This window comes from Nonomuraea phyllanthi (genome assembly GCF_006334985.2).
Lineage (GTDB): Bacteria > Actinomycetota > Actinomycetes > Streptosporangiales > Streptosporangiaceae > Nonomuraea > Nonomuraea phyllanthi.
The window spans coordinates 1-14,871 of the sequence record NZ_VDLX02000039.1 but is presented as its reverse complement, the minus strand read 5'-3'; the positions used below and the strand labels follow the sequence as shown (position 1 = coordinate 14,871).

The window sequence follows — 14,871 nt, the reverse complement described above, 5'->3', positions numbered from 1 at the left end:
ATGGCGCTCGACGTGCGTCGCGAAGCCGCGGAGACCGCCAGGTCACCGCGGCCCCGCCGGCAGATCACCACGGCCTTCGTGGTGAGCAGGATCGCGGTGCTCGCGGTGGCCGCCGCGATCCTGCTCTACGCCGTGCCGCCGCTGGTCGCCGCCGGGTCGTGGGTCTCGCTCGGGCTGCTCGGCGCGGCGAGCGCGGCCATCGCCTACCTCTACCTGACCCGGCGCTTCGTCCCGGCGAAGTATCTCGTCCCGGGCACCGTCTTTCTCATCGCCTTCCAGGTGTTCCCCGTCCTCTACACGGTCACCACCGCGTTCACGAACTTCGGCGACGGGCACCGCGGCGACAAGGCCGCCGCCATCACGGCCATCGAGACGGGCTCCGTGCGGCAGACCCCCGGCTCGCCCGAGTACGCCCTGACCGCCGCGCTGCGCGGCGACCGGCTGGTGTTCCTGCTGGTCGACCCGGCGACCAAGCAGGTGCGGGTGGGGGATTCGAGCGGGCTGGCGCCGCTGGCGGGCGCCCGGGTCGGGATCACCGGCAAGGTGCTGAGCGCGCCCGGGCTGAGGGTGCTCAAGGCTCCGGAGGCCGCCGCCCGGGGCCAGGAGATCACCGCGCTGGCCGTGCCGACCGGCGACGGCGTGATCAAGGCGAACGGGCTCAGCCGGGCCGTCGAGGGCAAGGCGGCGCTCCTGTACGACGCCGGCTGCGACTGCGTGCGCGGCGACGGCGGCCCCTGGACGGCCGACGAGAGCCAGGGCTACTTCGTCAACGCCGGGGGAGAGCACCTGGCGCAGGGCTGGCAGGTCAACGTCGGCCTGGACAACTTCGCACGAGTCCTGACAAATCCGACAATTTCGGGGTACTTCGCCGGGGTGCTGGGCTGGAACCTGGTCTTCGCGCTGGCCTCCGTGCTCGGCACCTTCGCGCTCGGCATGGCGGTGGCGCTGGCACTGCACCACCCGCGCATGCGCGGCACCCGCGTCTACCGGATCGTGCTGATCCTGCCGTACGCGATGCCCGCCTTCGCCATGCTGCTGGTCTGGCGCGACATGTTCAACCGCGACTTCGGCCTGATCAACCAGCTTCTCGGGGCCGACATCGACTGGCTCGGCCAGGTGGGCACCGCCCGGCTCGGCGTGATCCTGGTCAACCTGTGGCTGGGCTTCCCGTACATGTTCCTGGTCACCACCGGCGCGCTGCAGGCCATCCCGCGCGAGCTGACCGAGGCCGCCGCCATCGACGGGGCCACGCCGTGGAAGGCGTTCCGCCGGGTCACGCTGCCGCTGCTGCTGGTCGCGCTCACGCCGCTGCTGATCTCGTCGTTCGCCTACAACTTCAACAACTTCAACGCGATCGCGCTCACCACCGACGGCGGCCCGTTCCCGGCCGACAGCCCGCAGGTGGGCGGCACCGACCTGCTGATCACCTACACGTTCCGGCTGGCGTTCGGCGCGGGCGGCGCGCAGTTCGGCTTCGCGGCGGCGATCTCGGTGTTCATCTTCACGATCGTGGCGGTCATCTCGGCCGTGGCGTTCCGGCGTACCCGCAGGCAGGAGGAGATCTACGCGTGAAACTCGCCCTCAGGCACGTGCTCGTGCTGGCCGTGTGCGCGTTCGCGGTCTTCCCGATCCTCTTCGTGGTCTCGGCGGCGATCAACCCCCTGGGCACGCTGGCCTCCACCGACCTGCTGCCGAGCGGGGCGAGCCTGGCCAACTTCGCGCACCTGCTGACCTCCGACAGCTACCCGTTCGGCCGGTGGTTCTTCAACTCGGTGTTCATCGCGCTGGTCTCGTCGTTCGCGAGCCTGCTGCTGTCGATGTTCGCCGCCTACGCCTTCAGCCGCATGCGCTTCGCCGGGCGCCGGGTCGGGCTGCTGGCGCTGCTGCTCATCCAGATGTTCCCGCAGTTCCTCGCCATCGTGACGATCTTCATGATCTTCACCAGGGTGACCGAGCTGTATCCGGCCTTCGGCTTCAACACCGTGTGGGGCCTGCTGCTGCTCTACCTCGGCGGCGCGCTCGGCGTGAACACCTGGCTGATGAAGGGCTTCCTCGACACCGTGCCGAAGGAGCTGGACGAGGCCGCCACCGTCGACGGCGCCACGCACGCCCAGATCTTCTGGCGCGTCATCATGCCGCTGGTCACGCCGATCCTCGCGGTCACGGCGCTGCTGGCGTTCATCGGCACGATGAGCGAGTTCCTCATGGCCAACGTGTTCCTGCGCGACCCCGAGAGCAAGACCCTCGCCGTCGGCATGTACGGGATGATCGCCGGTGACCACCGCAACGCGAACTTCGGCATGTTCGCCGCGGCCACCCTGCTCACCGCGATCCCGACGGTGAGCGTGTTCCTCTGGCTGCAGAAGTACATCGTCTCCGGCCTCACCAGCGGGGCCGTCAAAGGGTAGGTGCCAGTGCGCTTCATCGGGCGGCCGCATCACGACGGCTCGGCTCTGTACGTCTCCGACCAGCGGCCCGGCGTCGGCTCGCGGGTCACGCTGTGGCTGCGCGCGCCGCTGGCCGCCGGGATCACCGGTGTCCACGTGCGCGCGGTGCACGACGGCGAGCCGCGCTACGCCGAGGCGTCGCCGGACCCCTCGCGGCGGGGCGCGGGCGGCTACGGCGGCACCGACGTCTGGTGGCGGGCCGAGATCACCGCGGTCAACCCCGTCACGCCGTACCGCTTCCTGCTCCTCACCCCGGGCGGGCAGAGCTGGCTGACCGCCGAAGGGATCGCGGCCCACGACGTGACCGACGCGGGCGACTTCCGGCTCGTCTGCCACCGCCCGCCGCCCTCGTGGATGCGGGACGCCATCGTCTACCAGATCTTCCCCGACCGCTTCGAGCGCTCACGTCCCCTTGAAGAGCGCGCGTCCGAGCTGCCCGGCTGGGCGCTGCCGCGCGACTGGGACCGCGACCCGGTCATCCCGAGCGGTCCCGGCACCTCCCGCCAGTTCTACGGCGGCGACCTCGACGGCATCGTCCGGCGGCTCGACCACGTCCGGAGCCTGGGCGCCGACACCGTCTACCTGACGCCGATCTTCCCGGGCCGCTCCAACCACCGCTACAACGCCTCCACGTTCGAGCACGTCGACCCGCTGCTCGGCGGCGACGAGGCGCTGCACCGGCTGTCCGGCGCGCTGCACGAGCGCGGCATGCGGCTCATCGGCGACATCACCCCCAACCACTGCGGCGACACGCACGAATGGTTCACCGCGGCCGTCTCCGACGTGAACGCGCCCGAACGCGAGATGTTCTACTTCGACCCCGACACCGGCGACTACGAGTCCTGGTGGGGCTTCAAGTCGCTGCCCAAGCTCAACTGGGGCAGCGAGCTGGTCCGCACCAGAGTGCCCGCGGTGCTGAAGAGGTGGCTGGGGCCGCTCGACGGCTGGCGGGTCGACGTGGCCAACATGACCGGCCGGCTCGCCGCCGACGACCACAACCACGAGGCGGCCGCCCTGCTGCGCGCCGCGCTCGGCCCCGAGGACGCGTTCATCGCCGAGCACAACCACGACGCCTCGCCCGACCTCGACCGCGACACCTGGCACGGCACCATGAACTACGGCGGCTTCACCCGCCCGGTCTGGGCCTGGCTGCGCGGCCCCGAGCTGGACCTGGAGCGCTTCATGGGCGTGCCGGGCGGCGTGCCCGAGCGCGACGGGACCGCCACGCTGGCCACGTTCAGGACGTTCGCCTCCCGCATGTCGTGGCGCACGCTCGTGCACTCCTGGCAGCTGCTCGACTCGCACGACTCGCCCCGCATCCGCACCGTCACCGGCTCGCGCGAGCGCCACCTGCTCGCGCTCGGGCTGCAGGCCACGCTGCCCGGCACGCCGATGGTGTTCGCGGGCAGCGAGTACGGCCTGACCGGCGTGAACGGCGAGCACTCGCGTACCCCGATGCCCTGGAACCGGCCCGCCGACCAGGACCTCGCCACCCTCGCCGCCTACCGGGAGCTGCTCGGGCTGCGCAGGGCCGAGCCCGCGCTGCGCCACGGCGGCCTGCGCTGGCTGCACGCCGACGCCGACTGCCTGGTCTTCGCGCGGGAGACGTACGAGGAGACGATCGTGGTGTGCGTGCGGCGGGCCCCCGGCGCGCCGCTGCGGCTCGGCGCGCGAGCCAGTGGCCTGCACGGCGCCGAGGACGGCGACGTGCTGCCGGGAGACGGACCTTCGCTGAGGATGTGGCGCCTCACACGTTGATCACGCTACGGTTGGCTCTCTCCCCCACCGACTGCCGACTCGATGATGGTGTGCTCCCATGAGGTTGACTCCCGTGGCCGTGACGGCCGCGCTCCTGCCCGTTCTGTCCGCCGTGCCCGCCGCCGCCCAGGGGAGCCTGCGCCTGGCCGGCACCACGTACTACGTGGACTCACGGGCGGGGGACGACAGCGCGGCGGGCACCAGCGCCGGCGCGCCCTGGAAGTCCCTCGACATGGTCAACGCCGCCGGCCTCAAGCCGGGTGACACCGTGCGGATCAAGCGCGGCAGCTCCTTCTCCGGCCCGCTCACGCTGGAGGCCGGCGGCACCGCGGCGAGCCCCATCACCATCCAGGCGTACGGCAGCGGCGCCCTCCCCAAGATCAGCGGCGCCGACGACGACTGCGTGCTGGTCAAGGGCAGCTACTGGCACATCAGCGGCCTGCGCGCCGCCGGCTGCCGCTGGGCCGGCTTCCAGATCGACGGCGACCACAACGAGCTGGTCAAGGTGCAGGCCGACCACAACATCGCCGGCGTCTACATCACGCCGACCGGCTCGCACAACACCCTGCGCGACAGCGTCCTGACCGACAACAACCGGATGAGCGTCAACGACGAGGGCGGCGACAACGACTCCGGCGCCTTCGGCGTGCTGCTCCAGGGCGACGACAACCTCGTGACCGGCAACACCATCACCGGCGGCTTCGCCAAGAGCAAGGACTACGGCGCCGACGGGTCCGCCGTGGAGGTCTTCAACGGCGACCGCAACCGGATCACCCACAACACCGCCAAGAACAACGAGACGTTCACCGAGCTCGGCGCCCAGAAGGGCAAGACCGCCACCGGCAACGTGTTCGCCTTCAACGTCGTCACCTCCACCCGCAGCCGCGGCTCGTTCCTCATCACCCGCGGCCCCCACCACGTCGTCGGCCCCGTCAAGGGCACCATCGCCGTGCACAACTCCGTCTACCTGCCGGCGCGGAACACGATCGGCTGGTCCTGCCACGACGGCTGCTCCCCGTCCATCCTGAAGCTGCGCAACAACGTGATCGTGGTGGGCGGCCAGGCCGGCTTCGAGGACGGCAAGGGGGCCGACGAGGCCGGCAGCGTGTACAAGGCGCGCTCGGTGCGCTTCAAGCTGGGGCCGAAGTCCGTCATGGCCGACCCCAGGTTCGTCTCCCGCACCGACCTGCGGCTGCGCCCCGGCTCCCCGGCGCTCGGGCGCGGCGTGACCCTCAGCCCGTCCTGGTACGGCGGCAAGGCGCTCGGCAAGGACATCACCGGCAAGCCCCTGACGCGCACGCCTGACGCGGGGGCCTACCAGCACTGAGCCCGACCCCCTCCCTCTAGAGTGGACGGGTGCTACCAGATCTTCGCGGGCCGCTGGTGAGGCAGCTCGCCGAGTCCGACGTGCCGCGCCGCTACTGGCACCTGGCCGACGAGGACGGGCGCGCCTGGCTCTTCGAGAGCGTCGAGGGCGACGGCCGGGAGCAGTGGGCGATCAGGCAGGTGACCGTCGGCGCCGACCGGGCCGCACAGCGCTACGACTGGCGCCACCTGCAGGACGAGCACGGCTTCCTGACCGACCAGCCGCTGGAGGTGTGGGAGCTGACGGAGATCACGCAGGAGGCGTTCCAAGGCGTCTGGGACGCCGGCGCCTGAGAGGCGGCTCGGCCGGGGCAGTGGCTCGGCCGGGAGAGCCGGGTTGAGGAGAGAAGCGATGTACCGGTGGGAGATCGTCCAGGCGGTCACCGAGCAGCGGGTGTTCGGGATCGTCAGGACCACGGGGCCCGAGGAGGCGGTGGCCGCCGCCGACGCGGTGCTGGACGCCGGGCTGCGGGCCGTGGAGGTCGCGCTCACCACGCCCCGGGCGCTCGCCGCCGTCGCCCGGCTCACCGAGCGGCGGCCGGACGCGCTGATCGGCGCGGGCACCGTGCTGGACGGCGCCGCCGCCCGCGCCGCTGTCGAGTCCGGCGCGCGCTTCCTCGTCTCGCCGAGCCTGCACCCCGACGTCATCCGCACCGGCCACCGGTACGGCGTGCCCGTCTTCCCCGGCGTGTCGACCCCCACCGAGATCGTCCGGGCGCTGGAGGAGGGCGCGGACGCCGTCAAGATCTTCCCCGCCTCCACCGTGTCGCCCTCCTGGCTGCGCGACCTCCGTGCCGCGCTGCCGCAGGTGCCCGCGATCCCGACCGGGGGCGTGACGCTGGACAACGCGCCGGAGTGGATCGCGGCGGGGGCCGTGGCGTGCGGCATGGGCTCGGCGCTCACCTCGGGCGGCCCCCGCGCCGCCGCCGACCGCGTCACCACCCTGCTCACCCACCTCGCCCAGGCCCGCTGACCCCGTCCGGCGGCCGCCGAGCCACCGTTCGGCCCCGGCACGCTCGCCGGGGCGTCACCGGGCAGCCGTCCTCAACCCGGCACCGTCCCCTAGCGGGTGGGTCAGTGGGGACGGTGGGCGGGGACGTGGTGGTGGGACAGGGTGGCGTGGTGGTCGGCGCCCGCCGGGCCGTGCGGGTCGGTGTGGACGGTGGCGGACCGCAGGCGCGGCACACCGTGGATGAGGTGGTGCTCGGCCTCCACCGCCACCGCGTGGGCGCGCGCCACCGACATGCCGTGGTCCACGAGGATCTCCACCTCGCCGTGCAGCGCGTGCCCGATCCAGCGCAGCCGTACGGCCCCGACCCGCCGCACCCCGTCCACCGCGCCCAGGACGCGTTCCGCGGCGTCCACGAGCGCGGGGTCCACGGCGTCCATGAGCCGGTGGTAGATCTCGCGGGCCGCGTCCCGCAGCACGAAGCAGATGCCGAAGGTGATCAGCAGGCCCACCACGGGGTCGGCGAGCGGGAAGCCGAGCGCGGCGCCGCCCGCGCCGAGCAGGACGGCCAGCGAGGTGAAGCCGTCTGCCCTGGCGTGCAGGCCGTCGGCCACCAGCGCGGCCGAGCCGATCTGCCGGCCGGCCCTGATCCGGTAGCGGGCCACCCACTCGTTCCCCGCGAACCCGATCAGCGCCGCGCCCGCCACCCAGCCGACCGCCCGCACCTCCTGCGGGTCCAGGAGCCGCACGACGGCCTCGTACCCGGCCAGGGCGGCCGAGGCGGCGATCAGCAGGACGATGACGACGCCCGCCAGGTCCTCGGCCCGGCCGTACCCGTAGGTGAAGCGGCGGGTGGCGGCGCGGCGGCCCAGGGAGAACGCGATCGCCAGCGGCACGGCGGTGAGCGCGTCGGCCACGTTGTGGAGGGTGTCGCCGAGCAGCGCCACCGAGCCGGAGGCGACGACGACCACCGCTTGCAGGGCCGCCGTGACCATCAGGACGGCGAACGAGACGGCCACCACCCGCATGCCCCGGCTGCTGGACTCCAGCGCGGCGTCCGTCTTGTCGGCGCTGTCGTGCGTGTGCGTCCTGAACAGGCCGTGGGCGAACCTGCCCCGCACCGATCGATGCCCGTGCCCGTGCCCATGATCGTGCCCGTGATCGTGACGTTGGCGGTGCTCATGTCCGTGCTCATGTCCGTGCTGCTCGTGCGGTGGAAGGTGTCGCTCGTCAGCCATGGCGTCCCCTCGCTTGCGCAATGCGTATGTTCTGCCAGGATATGTAGTCATGTGCGCACGCGACAACGTCTCAGGTGCCGACCATTCGCAGGAGCAACCCACTCCCGCCCAGGTGGCCGCCGCCGTGGACGCCTTCCGCATGCTCAGCGACGGCACCCGCCTGCGACTGATGTGGCTGCTGTCATCGGGGGAGCGTGATGTGAACTCCCTTGCCGAGGCCGTCGGCGCCGCCCGCCCGTCGGTGTCGCAGCACCTGGCCAAGCTCAGGCTGGCGGGGCTGGTGGACACCCGCAGGGACGGGCGCCGCGTGCTCTACCGGGCACGCGACTCCCACGTACGGGCCATCATCGCCGAGGCGCTCTTCCACGCCGACCACCAGGTGTCGGGCCTGCCGCGCCACGATTGACGCCGCCGGCGAGGTCAGACCCGGGTGGCCAGCTTGGCGACCACGTCCACGATCCGGGTGGCGCGTTCCAGCTCGGCGCGGTGGAACACGGGCCCGTCGGCCCTGGCGACCACCAGGTGCAGCCCCTGGGCCACCACGGGCAGCAGCATGAGGCGCAGCTCGTCGGCGTCCAGCGTGGCGGCCCGCGGCGGCGGCTCCGCCAGGTCCAGCTCGAACTTCTCCGGGGCGGCCAGCGAGGCGTGCTGGATGGCCCCGTCGGCCAGCGCCACCGACCACTCCGCCCCGCACAGCCCCGGCAGGGCGTCCACCAGAGCGGCGAAGCCCCGGGCGGGCTGGGACACGACGTGCATGAGCAGGTCGTAGTCGAGCGCCGAGCCCGGCACCTCCTTGGTCGCCCAGACACCCTCGACCCGCACGCCCGGCATGGCGGACAGCCGCTCGCGGGCCTCGGACGGGGTCACCGGCCCCGGCCAGGAGACGGTGAAGTCGTCCACGGCGCGTCCGGCCTCGCGTTCGAGCACGGTGACCTGCAGGATGTCCGCGCCGAGCGCGCCCAGGGCCTTGGCGACCTGGCCCAGCCCACCCGGCCGGTCCGGCAGAGACACCCTCAGTCGCAGCAGCATTGCCGCCCCCTTTCCAGAGGCCCTCACAGTGCCGTGGAAAAGTTTCAAGAATATTCCACGGATATGTCGCACATGCTGCGGTTATTTCCCAGCATGCAGCGTTAAGTCCGGATTGTCGATAAAGGGCCGGCGCAGGTTTCCGCAGGTCATGGTACGCCTCCCGCCGGCCCCTCACCCCGCCGGCCGCGCGGGTGTCAGGCGAACACGTCCTGCTGGTAGCGCCCCGCCGCCTCCAGCCCCGCGAGCCACTCGGCCCCGTCGCGCCCCGTCCGCTCGCGATGGATGGACAGCAGCGCCTCGCGCACCGCCGGGGCCATCCGCAGCCCGTCGCCGCAGACGTACACGTGGGCGCCCTGGGAGAGCAGCTCCCACACCTCGCCGGCGTGCGCCGCGATGGCGTCCTGCACGAACCGGTACGGGTGCCCCGGCACGGCGGAGTACGCGGCACGCACCTGGACGCCCCAGCGCTCCAGGTCGTCGGCGTACAGCTGGTCGTGCTGAGGGTGGCGGCAGCCGGTGAAGACCGCGGCGGGCCCGGAGGCCCCGGCCAGCAGCCGCTCCTCCAGGAAGCCGCGCAGCGGCGCGAACCCGGTGCCGGGCCCGACCATGACGACCGGCGTGGCCGGGTCGTCCGGCAGCCGGAACGGCGGCGCGGGCACGCGGACGTAGCCGTAGAACACCTCGCCCTCTTTCAGCCCGGCGAGGTAGGCCGAGCACATGCCCTGGTACGTCCCGGCGCCCGACCACGCGGGACCCTCGACGAGCCCGACGGTGAGGCGCACGAGCGACGGGTCGGCCAGCGGCGAGGACGAGACCGAGTAGTAGCGCGGCTTGATCGGCCCGGCCATCTCCAGGAACACCGGCAGCGGCAGCGAGATCGCCGGGAAGCGTTCGAGCAGCGCCAGCGGGGAGACGCGCTTGGCGAGGATCTCGTCGGCGTAGGCCGCGGTCAGCCCGTCGAGCTGCCCGCGCGTCCACGGGCACTCGGTGTGGGCGGCCAGCGCCTCCAGGTCGGCCCGGGTGGCCACCTCCTGCAGCTCGGCGAACTCGGTCAGCAGCAGTCCCGCCGTGACGGGCGTGTCCACGGGCAGGTGCGTGGAGCCGGCGGCGCGCAGCCGTACGACCTGCTCGCGGGGGACGCGCAGGCAGCGCAGCGCCCACTCCACCAGCTCCGGGTCGTTCTTGGCGAAGACGGCCACGTGGTCGCCCGCCGCGTACGTGACGCCCTCGGGCAGCCTGGCCACGATGGAGCGCACGCCGGGACGCGGCGCCTCGACGGAGAAGTCCCACAGCCCGGTGGGGTCGCCGGTCAGCTCCTCGTTGGAGACGACGGTCAGCGGGACGGCCCGCGAGGAGACGACGGCCGGGCGGACCTCGGCCTCGCTCAGCACCTCCATCTCGTAGCGCGGCCCGGCGCTGCCGGCGGCGGCGCTGTACTCGGCGGCCAGCGCCGCCCACAGCTTCGCCGTCCAGGCGGACACGTCGCCGTCGAAGTCGCCGTCGGTGTCGGCCTCGCCCCGCTCGATCAGCGGCACCGCCCCCGCGGCCGTCAGCTTCTCGTACGCCCGCCTCGGGAACTCCTGGTACGTGGGCCACTGCGTGTTCCCGCAGCCCAGCACGGCCAGCCGGACCCCGGAAAGGTCGGGCAGCGCCTCCAGCGCGTCGAAGCGCTGGGCGTTGTCGGGCGCCCTGCCGTTGTAGGAGGAGGCGACCACGACCAGCAGGCCCTCGACCGGGGGCGTCATGTCGTCGAGCGCGGTCAGCGTGGTGGCGAAGCCCGCGCGGCCGGCCCGCTCGGCCAGGCGCTCGGCGATGTCGGAGCTGGTACCGAGGTTGGAGCCGTACGCGACGGTGAGGGGCACGCCGGTGACGGTGATCTCCTGCGGCCGGCTCTCCTCGGCGGTCTCGGCCGCGACGGCGGCCCGCTCGTGCGCCCGCCGCTCGCGCACCCGCAGCGTGAAGCCCTCCGGCTTGAGGGTGAGCGTCTGCTTGATCTTCATGCGGTAGACGTTCGGGTCGGAGATCGCGAACCGCCGCAGGATCATCGCCAGCGCCAGCCTGGCCTCGGTGAGCGCGAACTGCCGCCCGATGCAGGCCCGCTCGCCGTTGCCGAACGGCTTGTAGGCGCCGGGGTGATGCGCCTGCTTATGCTCGGGCAGCCAGCGGTCGATGTCGAACTCGTCCGGCCGCTCCCACGCCTTCGGGTTGCGGTGCAGCACCGGCAGCAGCACGGCGACGCCCTGGTCCGCGGGGACGGGGTAGCCGCCGATCGTGGTGTCCTCGACCGCGGTCACGGCGAACGCCGGGATGGGCGACCAGTGGCGCAACGTCTCCTCCAGGATGCGGGGGATGACGTCCAGCTTCATGATCGTCTCGTAGGAGGGCGGCTCGTCGCCCGGCAGCAGCCGGTCCACCTCGTCGTAGGCGCGGGCCAGGGTGTGCGGCTCGCGCAGCAGGTTGTACAGCGCGAAGGAGAGCAGCCCGCTGGTCGTCTCGTGTCCGGCGATGAGGAAGGTGAGGACCTGGTTGCGGATGTTCTCGTCGGACAGGCGGGCGCCGCTCTGCGGGTCGGACGCCTCCAGCATGAGGCCCAGCAGGTCCTTGGAGCCCGTGGCGCCCTCGGCGCGGCGCCGCCTGATCACGTCGTCGACGAGCGCCTGCATGGTGGCGATGTCGCGCCGGTACGTCTCCTCGTGGCCGCGCTTGAGCCTGGTGACGAACGGCAGCTGCTGGTTGCGGAGCATGGCCTCGGTCAGCGCGCCGCCCATGGCCTTCAGGAACGGGTGCAGCTCCGGCGAGTCGAACGAGTGGAAGCGGTAGCCGAACCCGGTGAGCGAGATCGTGTCCAGGGTCAGCCTGGTCATGTCGTCGGAGACGGGCAGGTCCTCCCCCTGGCGACCTGCCCACGACTCGACGAGCTGCTCGGCGACCTCCAGCATCTGCGGGTAGTACGCCTTCATCGAGCGCTGGCTGAAGGCCGGCATCAGGATGCGGTGCGCGTGGCCCCACACCGGCTCGTCGGGCCCGGCCGTGAACAGGCCGTCGCCGGCGAAGTCGCGCACGATCGACAGCGGCGGGCGGATGCGCTTGACGAAGCGGCTCTCGTCGCACACCTCCGCCACCAGGTCGGGGTCGTACACCAGCACGAGCGTGCGGCCGGCGATCTCCAGCCGGAAGATGCCCTCCTCGTAGCGGGAGGCGACCTTGACGAAGTGCTCGATCGGCGCGTGAGAGGGGATCTGCAGCGTGTTGCCCACGATGGGCAGGCCCTGCGGTGCGGGGATCTGCGGCATGGGTGCTCCCTTCGAGTAGCCATACACCGTATGGCTGACGCTACCATACGGTGTATGGCTGAGCGCGCGCGCAGGGGCGCCCCCCTGACTCTCGAAGAGATCGCGACGACGGCGGTCCGCCTGATGGACGAGGCCGGGGTGGAGGGGCTGTCCATGCGGAAGCTGGCGTCCGAGCTGGACGTCAACCCGATGTCGCTCTACCACCACGTGGAGAACAAGGAGGCGCTGCTCAAGCTGATCTGTGCCACCGCGGCCGAGCGCATGCGCGTGCCGCCCGACGACGGCTCCCCGTGGCAGGAGCAGCTCAGGGAGCTGGCGCTGGCCTACCACCGGAACGCGAAGGAGCACCCGGCCCTGTGGGGATATCTCCACACCCATCCCGAGGTGATCTCCCACCGGGGGCTGCCGCTCTGGAGCGCGCTGTATCGCATCCTGCGCCTGGCGGGGGTGCCGGAGCCGGAGGTGCGGCGCACCGGCGACATCCTGCACGCGTTCGTGTCGGGCTTCATCCTGGCCGAGATCAACGGGCACATGCCGGACGACCCCGAGGAGATCGAACGCAACTACGACACGGCCGTCCACCTGATCATCAACGGCCTGGCGGGCTTCTGAGACCGCGCGGTCAGCACCTGGCCAGCAGGTCGGCCTCGGTGATCGGGGACTCGTGGGTGCCGGCGACCGTGCAGGCGTGCGCCCCCGCCGCCGACGCCAGGCGTACGCACTCCTCCAGCGGCCTGCCCCGCACCGATCCGTACAGGAAGCCTGAGACGAACGCGTCGCCAGCGCCGTTGCTGTCGGCCACCGGGCCGGGCAGCGGCGCGGCCGGGAAGGCCCGCACGCCGGAGCCGCGCGTCAGCACCAGGCAGCCGCCGGCGCCGCGCGTGCACACGACCGTGTGGGCGCGCCCGCGGTCGAGGACGTCGCGCATCGTCGCCTCCGGGTCCTGGAGGGCCGCGGCCGACAGGAACACCAGGTCGGAGCGGTAGGCGAAGTCCTTGTGATAGTCGTCGGCGCCGTTCCAGTCGTGCAGGTCGGTCGAGACGGGCACGCCGCCGAGGCCGGGGTAGGCGTGGCGGCAGAAGTCCATGATCGACACGTGGACGTGCCGGGCGCGCACGTCCGCGTAGAGCTCGCGCGGCAGGCGCTCGCCGGGCGTGGCCCTCGGGTCGTGCAGCGACGTGCGCCGGCCGTCTGGCCCCACGAGCAGCACGCTGCGGCGGGTGCCCGCCGCCGCCCGGCCGAAGGAGCAGGCGATGCCGCGCAGCGCCCGGCGGACGAGCGCGCCCTGAGGGTCGTCGCCGATCAGGTCGGCGAAGGCGACGCGCAGCCCGAGCGCGTGGCAGCCGAGCGCCACGCCCGCGCCGGTGTTGCCGATCCGGTCGGCGACCGGCGGCACGTGATAGGTGTCGCGGTACGGCAGCGGCAGCTCCGGCACGTACACCGTCGTGTCCACCCCGGCGCCCCCGAGCACGAGGACGTCGGCCACCGTCGTGTTCACCTCAGCGCCCCGAGCACGGAGAAGTCCGTCACCGTCATGTTCACCTCAGCGGCCCGAGCACGGAGAAGTCCGTCACCGTCATGTTCACCTCAGCGGCCCGAGCACGGAGAAGTCCGCCACCGTCAGGTTCACCTCAGCGGCCCGAGCGCGAGAACGTGGGCGGTCACCGGTTGACCAGGGGACCGGAGCCGGTGGAGCCGCGGACGACCAGCTCCGGCTGGAAGATCAGCTCGACGTGCTTGGCCGGGGCGCCGTTCACCTCTTCGAGCAGCGTCTGCACGGCCGCCGAGGCCATCGCCCCGATCGGCTTGCGCACGGTGGTCAGCGGCGGGTCGGTGAACGCGATCAGCGGCGAGTCGTCGAACCCGACCACCGACACCTCGCCCGGCACCGACCTGCCCTTCTCCCGGCACGCGCGGATCGCGCCCAGCGCCATCAGGTCGCTCGCGCACACGATGCCGGTGCAGCCGCGGGCCAGCAGCTGCGCGGCGGCGGCCTGCCCGCCCTCCACGGAGAACAGCGAGTGGGCGATCAGCTCGTCGACATCGGTCGCGCCGAGCAGTTGCGCCATGGCCTGCTTGTAGCCCTCGATCTTCCTGATCACCGGGACGAACCTGCGCGGCCCCAGCGCGATGCCGATCCGCTCGTGGCCGAGGTCGACCAGGTGCTGCACGGCCAGCCGGGCGGCCAGCCGGTCGTCGGGCGAGATGAACGGCGCGTCGATGTGCTCGCTGTAGCCGTCGACCAGCACGATCGGCAGCCCGCGATCGGTCAGCCGGGTGTAGCGGTCCATCCGGGCGGTCGTGTCGGCGTGCAGCCCCGAGACGAACACGATGCCGCTCACGCCGCGATCGACCAGCAGCTCGGTGAACTCGTCCTCGGGCGCGCCGCCGGGCAGCTGGGTGCAGAGCACCGGCGTGTAGCCGTGCTGCGTCAGCGCCTTCTCGATGGCCTGCGCGAACGCGGGGAAGATCGGGTTGTCCAGCTCCGGCGTCACCAGGCCGACCAGCCCGTTGCTGCGCTGCCGCAGCCGGGGCGGGCGCTCGTAGCCCATGAGGTCGAGCGCGGTCATCACCGCCTGCCGGGTGGCGGCCGAGACGCCGGGCTTGCCGTTGAGCACCCTGCTGACCGTGGCCTCACTCACCCCGGCCTGGGCGGCGATGTCGGCTAGGCCGTGTTTCGAAAGATCACGTGTGAGGCGTGTCGGTGATCGTTGAACGAAGAGGTCTCCGGTAGATGGTTCAACGACCAAGAAGAACGAAATACCGGAGACCTCGTGGCCAGCGTAGTGGTG

The 14,871-nt window shown here is 72.3% G+C and carries 13 protein-coding genes; 8 read left to right on the top strand and 5 right to left on the bottom strand.

The window, feature by feature from the left end; all coding sequences use genetic code 11:
- Positions 1-12: 12 nt before the first annotated feature.
- Genes FH608_RS49765 through FH608_RS49740 form a run of 6 tightly spaced genes read left to right on the top strand, consistent with a single transcriptional unit; the run spans position 13 to position 6,543 of the window.
- Positions 13-1,572, top strand: a complete 1,560-nt coding sequence (locus FH608_RS49765; protein WP_226900642.1) for an ABC transporter permease subunit — start codon at positions 13-15, stop codon at positions 1,570-1,572.
- Complete coding sequence (locus FH608_RS49760; protein WP_139638224.1) at positions 1,569-2,408, top strand: sugar ABC transporter permease; 840 nt, start codon at positions 1,569-1,571, stop codon at positions 2,406-2,408. Before FH608_RS49765 ends, FH608_RS49760 begins: the two co-directional genes overlap by 4 nt.
- On the top strand, positions 2,409-4,205 hold the full coding sequence (locus FH608_RS49755) for a glycoside hydrolase family 13 protein (protein ID WP_226900640.1): 1,797 nt from the start codon (positions 2,409-2,411) through the stop codon (positions 4,203-4,205).
- A 58-nt stretch (positions 4,206-4,263) separates the two neighbouring features.
- Positions 4,264-5,532, top strand: a complete 1,269-nt coding sequence (locus FH608_RS49750) for a right-handed parallel beta-helix repeat-containing protein (protein WP_226900637.1) — start codon at positions 4,264-4,266, stop codon at positions 5,530-5,532.
- A 29-nt stretch (positions 5,533-5,561) separates the two neighbouring features.
- Positions 5,562-5,864, top strand: a complete 303-nt coding sequence (locus tag FH608_RS49745; protein ID WP_139638223.1) for a hypothetical protein — start codon at positions 5,562-5,564, stop codon at positions 5,862-5,864.
- A gap of 58 nt (positions 5,865-5,922) precedes the next feature.
- Positions 5,923-6,543: a bifunctional 4-hydroxy-2-oxoglutarate aldolase/2-dehydro-3-deoxy-phosphogluconate aldolase gene (locus FH608_RS49740; protein ID WP_139638222.1), complete on the top strand. Its 621-nt coding sequence runs from the start codon at positions 5,923-5,925 to the stop codon at positions 6,541-6,543.
- A gap of 101 nt (positions 6,544-6,644) precedes the next feature.
- On the opposite strand, the gene FH608_RS49735 is transcribed toward FH608_RS49740, so the two are convergent.
- Positions 6,645-7,640: a cation diffusion facilitator family transporter gene (locus tag FH608_RS49735; RefSeq protein WP_226900635.1), complete on the bottom strand. Its 996-nt coding sequence runs from the start codon at positions 7,638-7,640 to the stop codon at positions 6,645-6,647.
- 166 nt (positions 7,641-7,806) lie between these two features.
- Between FH608_RS49735 and FH608_RS49730 the strand changes: the two genes are divergently transcribed.
- The gene (locus FH608_RS49730; RefSeq protein ID WP_139638220.1) at positions 7,807-8,163 is read left to right on the top strand and encodes an ArsR/SmtB family transcription factor; all 357 of its coding nucleotides are present in this window, start codon (positions 7,807-7,809) and stop codon (positions 8,161-8,163) included.
- A gap of 14 nt (positions 8,164-8,177) precedes the next feature.
- On the opposite strand, the gene FH608_RS49725 is transcribed toward FH608_RS49730, so the two are convergent.
- Entirely contained in the window at positions 8,178-8,786 is a 609-nt protein-coding gene (locus FH608_RS49725; protein WP_139638219.1) for an ACT domain-containing protein, read from the bottom strand.
- A 194-nt stretch (positions 8,787-8,980) separates the two neighbouring features.
- Positions 8,981-12,079, bottom strand: a complete 3,099-nt coding sequence (locus FH608_RS49720; protein ID WP_139638218.1) for a bifunctional cytochrome P450/NADPH--P450 reductase — start codon at positions 12,077-12,079, stop codon at positions 8,981-8,983.
- A 54-nt stretch (positions 12,080-12,133) separates the two neighbouring features.
- On the opposite strand from FH608_RS49720, the gene FH608_RS49715 reads away from it, so the two are divergent.
- On the top strand, positions 12,134-12,691 hold the full coding sequence (locus tag FH608_RS49715; RefSeq protein WP_193319083.1) for a TetR/AcrR family transcriptional regulator: 558 nt from the start codon (positions 12,134-12,136) through the stop codon (positions 12,689-12,691).
- Between the two features lie 10 nt (positions 12,692-12,701).
- On the opposite strand, the gene FH608_RS49710 is transcribed toward FH608_RS49715, so the two are convergent.
- Together FH608_RS49710 and FH608_RS49705 are read right to left on the bottom strand one after the other, a co-directional pair.
- The gene (locus tag FH608_RS49710) at positions 12,702-13,577 is read right to left on the bottom strand and encodes a carbohydrate kinase family protein (RefSeq protein WP_139638216.1); all 876 of its coding nucleotides are present in this window, start codon (positions 13,575-13,577) and stop codon (positions 12,702-12,704) included.
- Positions 13,578-13,740: 163 nt separating this feature from the next.
- Positions 13,741-14,739 (bottom strand): LacI family DNA-binding transcriptional regulator, encoded by a 999-nt coding sequence (locus FH608_RS49705; RefSeq protein ID WP_139638249.1) that lies wholly within the window; start codon positions 14,737-14,739, stop codon positions 13,741-13,743.
- Positions 14,740-14,871: the final 132 nt, after the last annotated feature.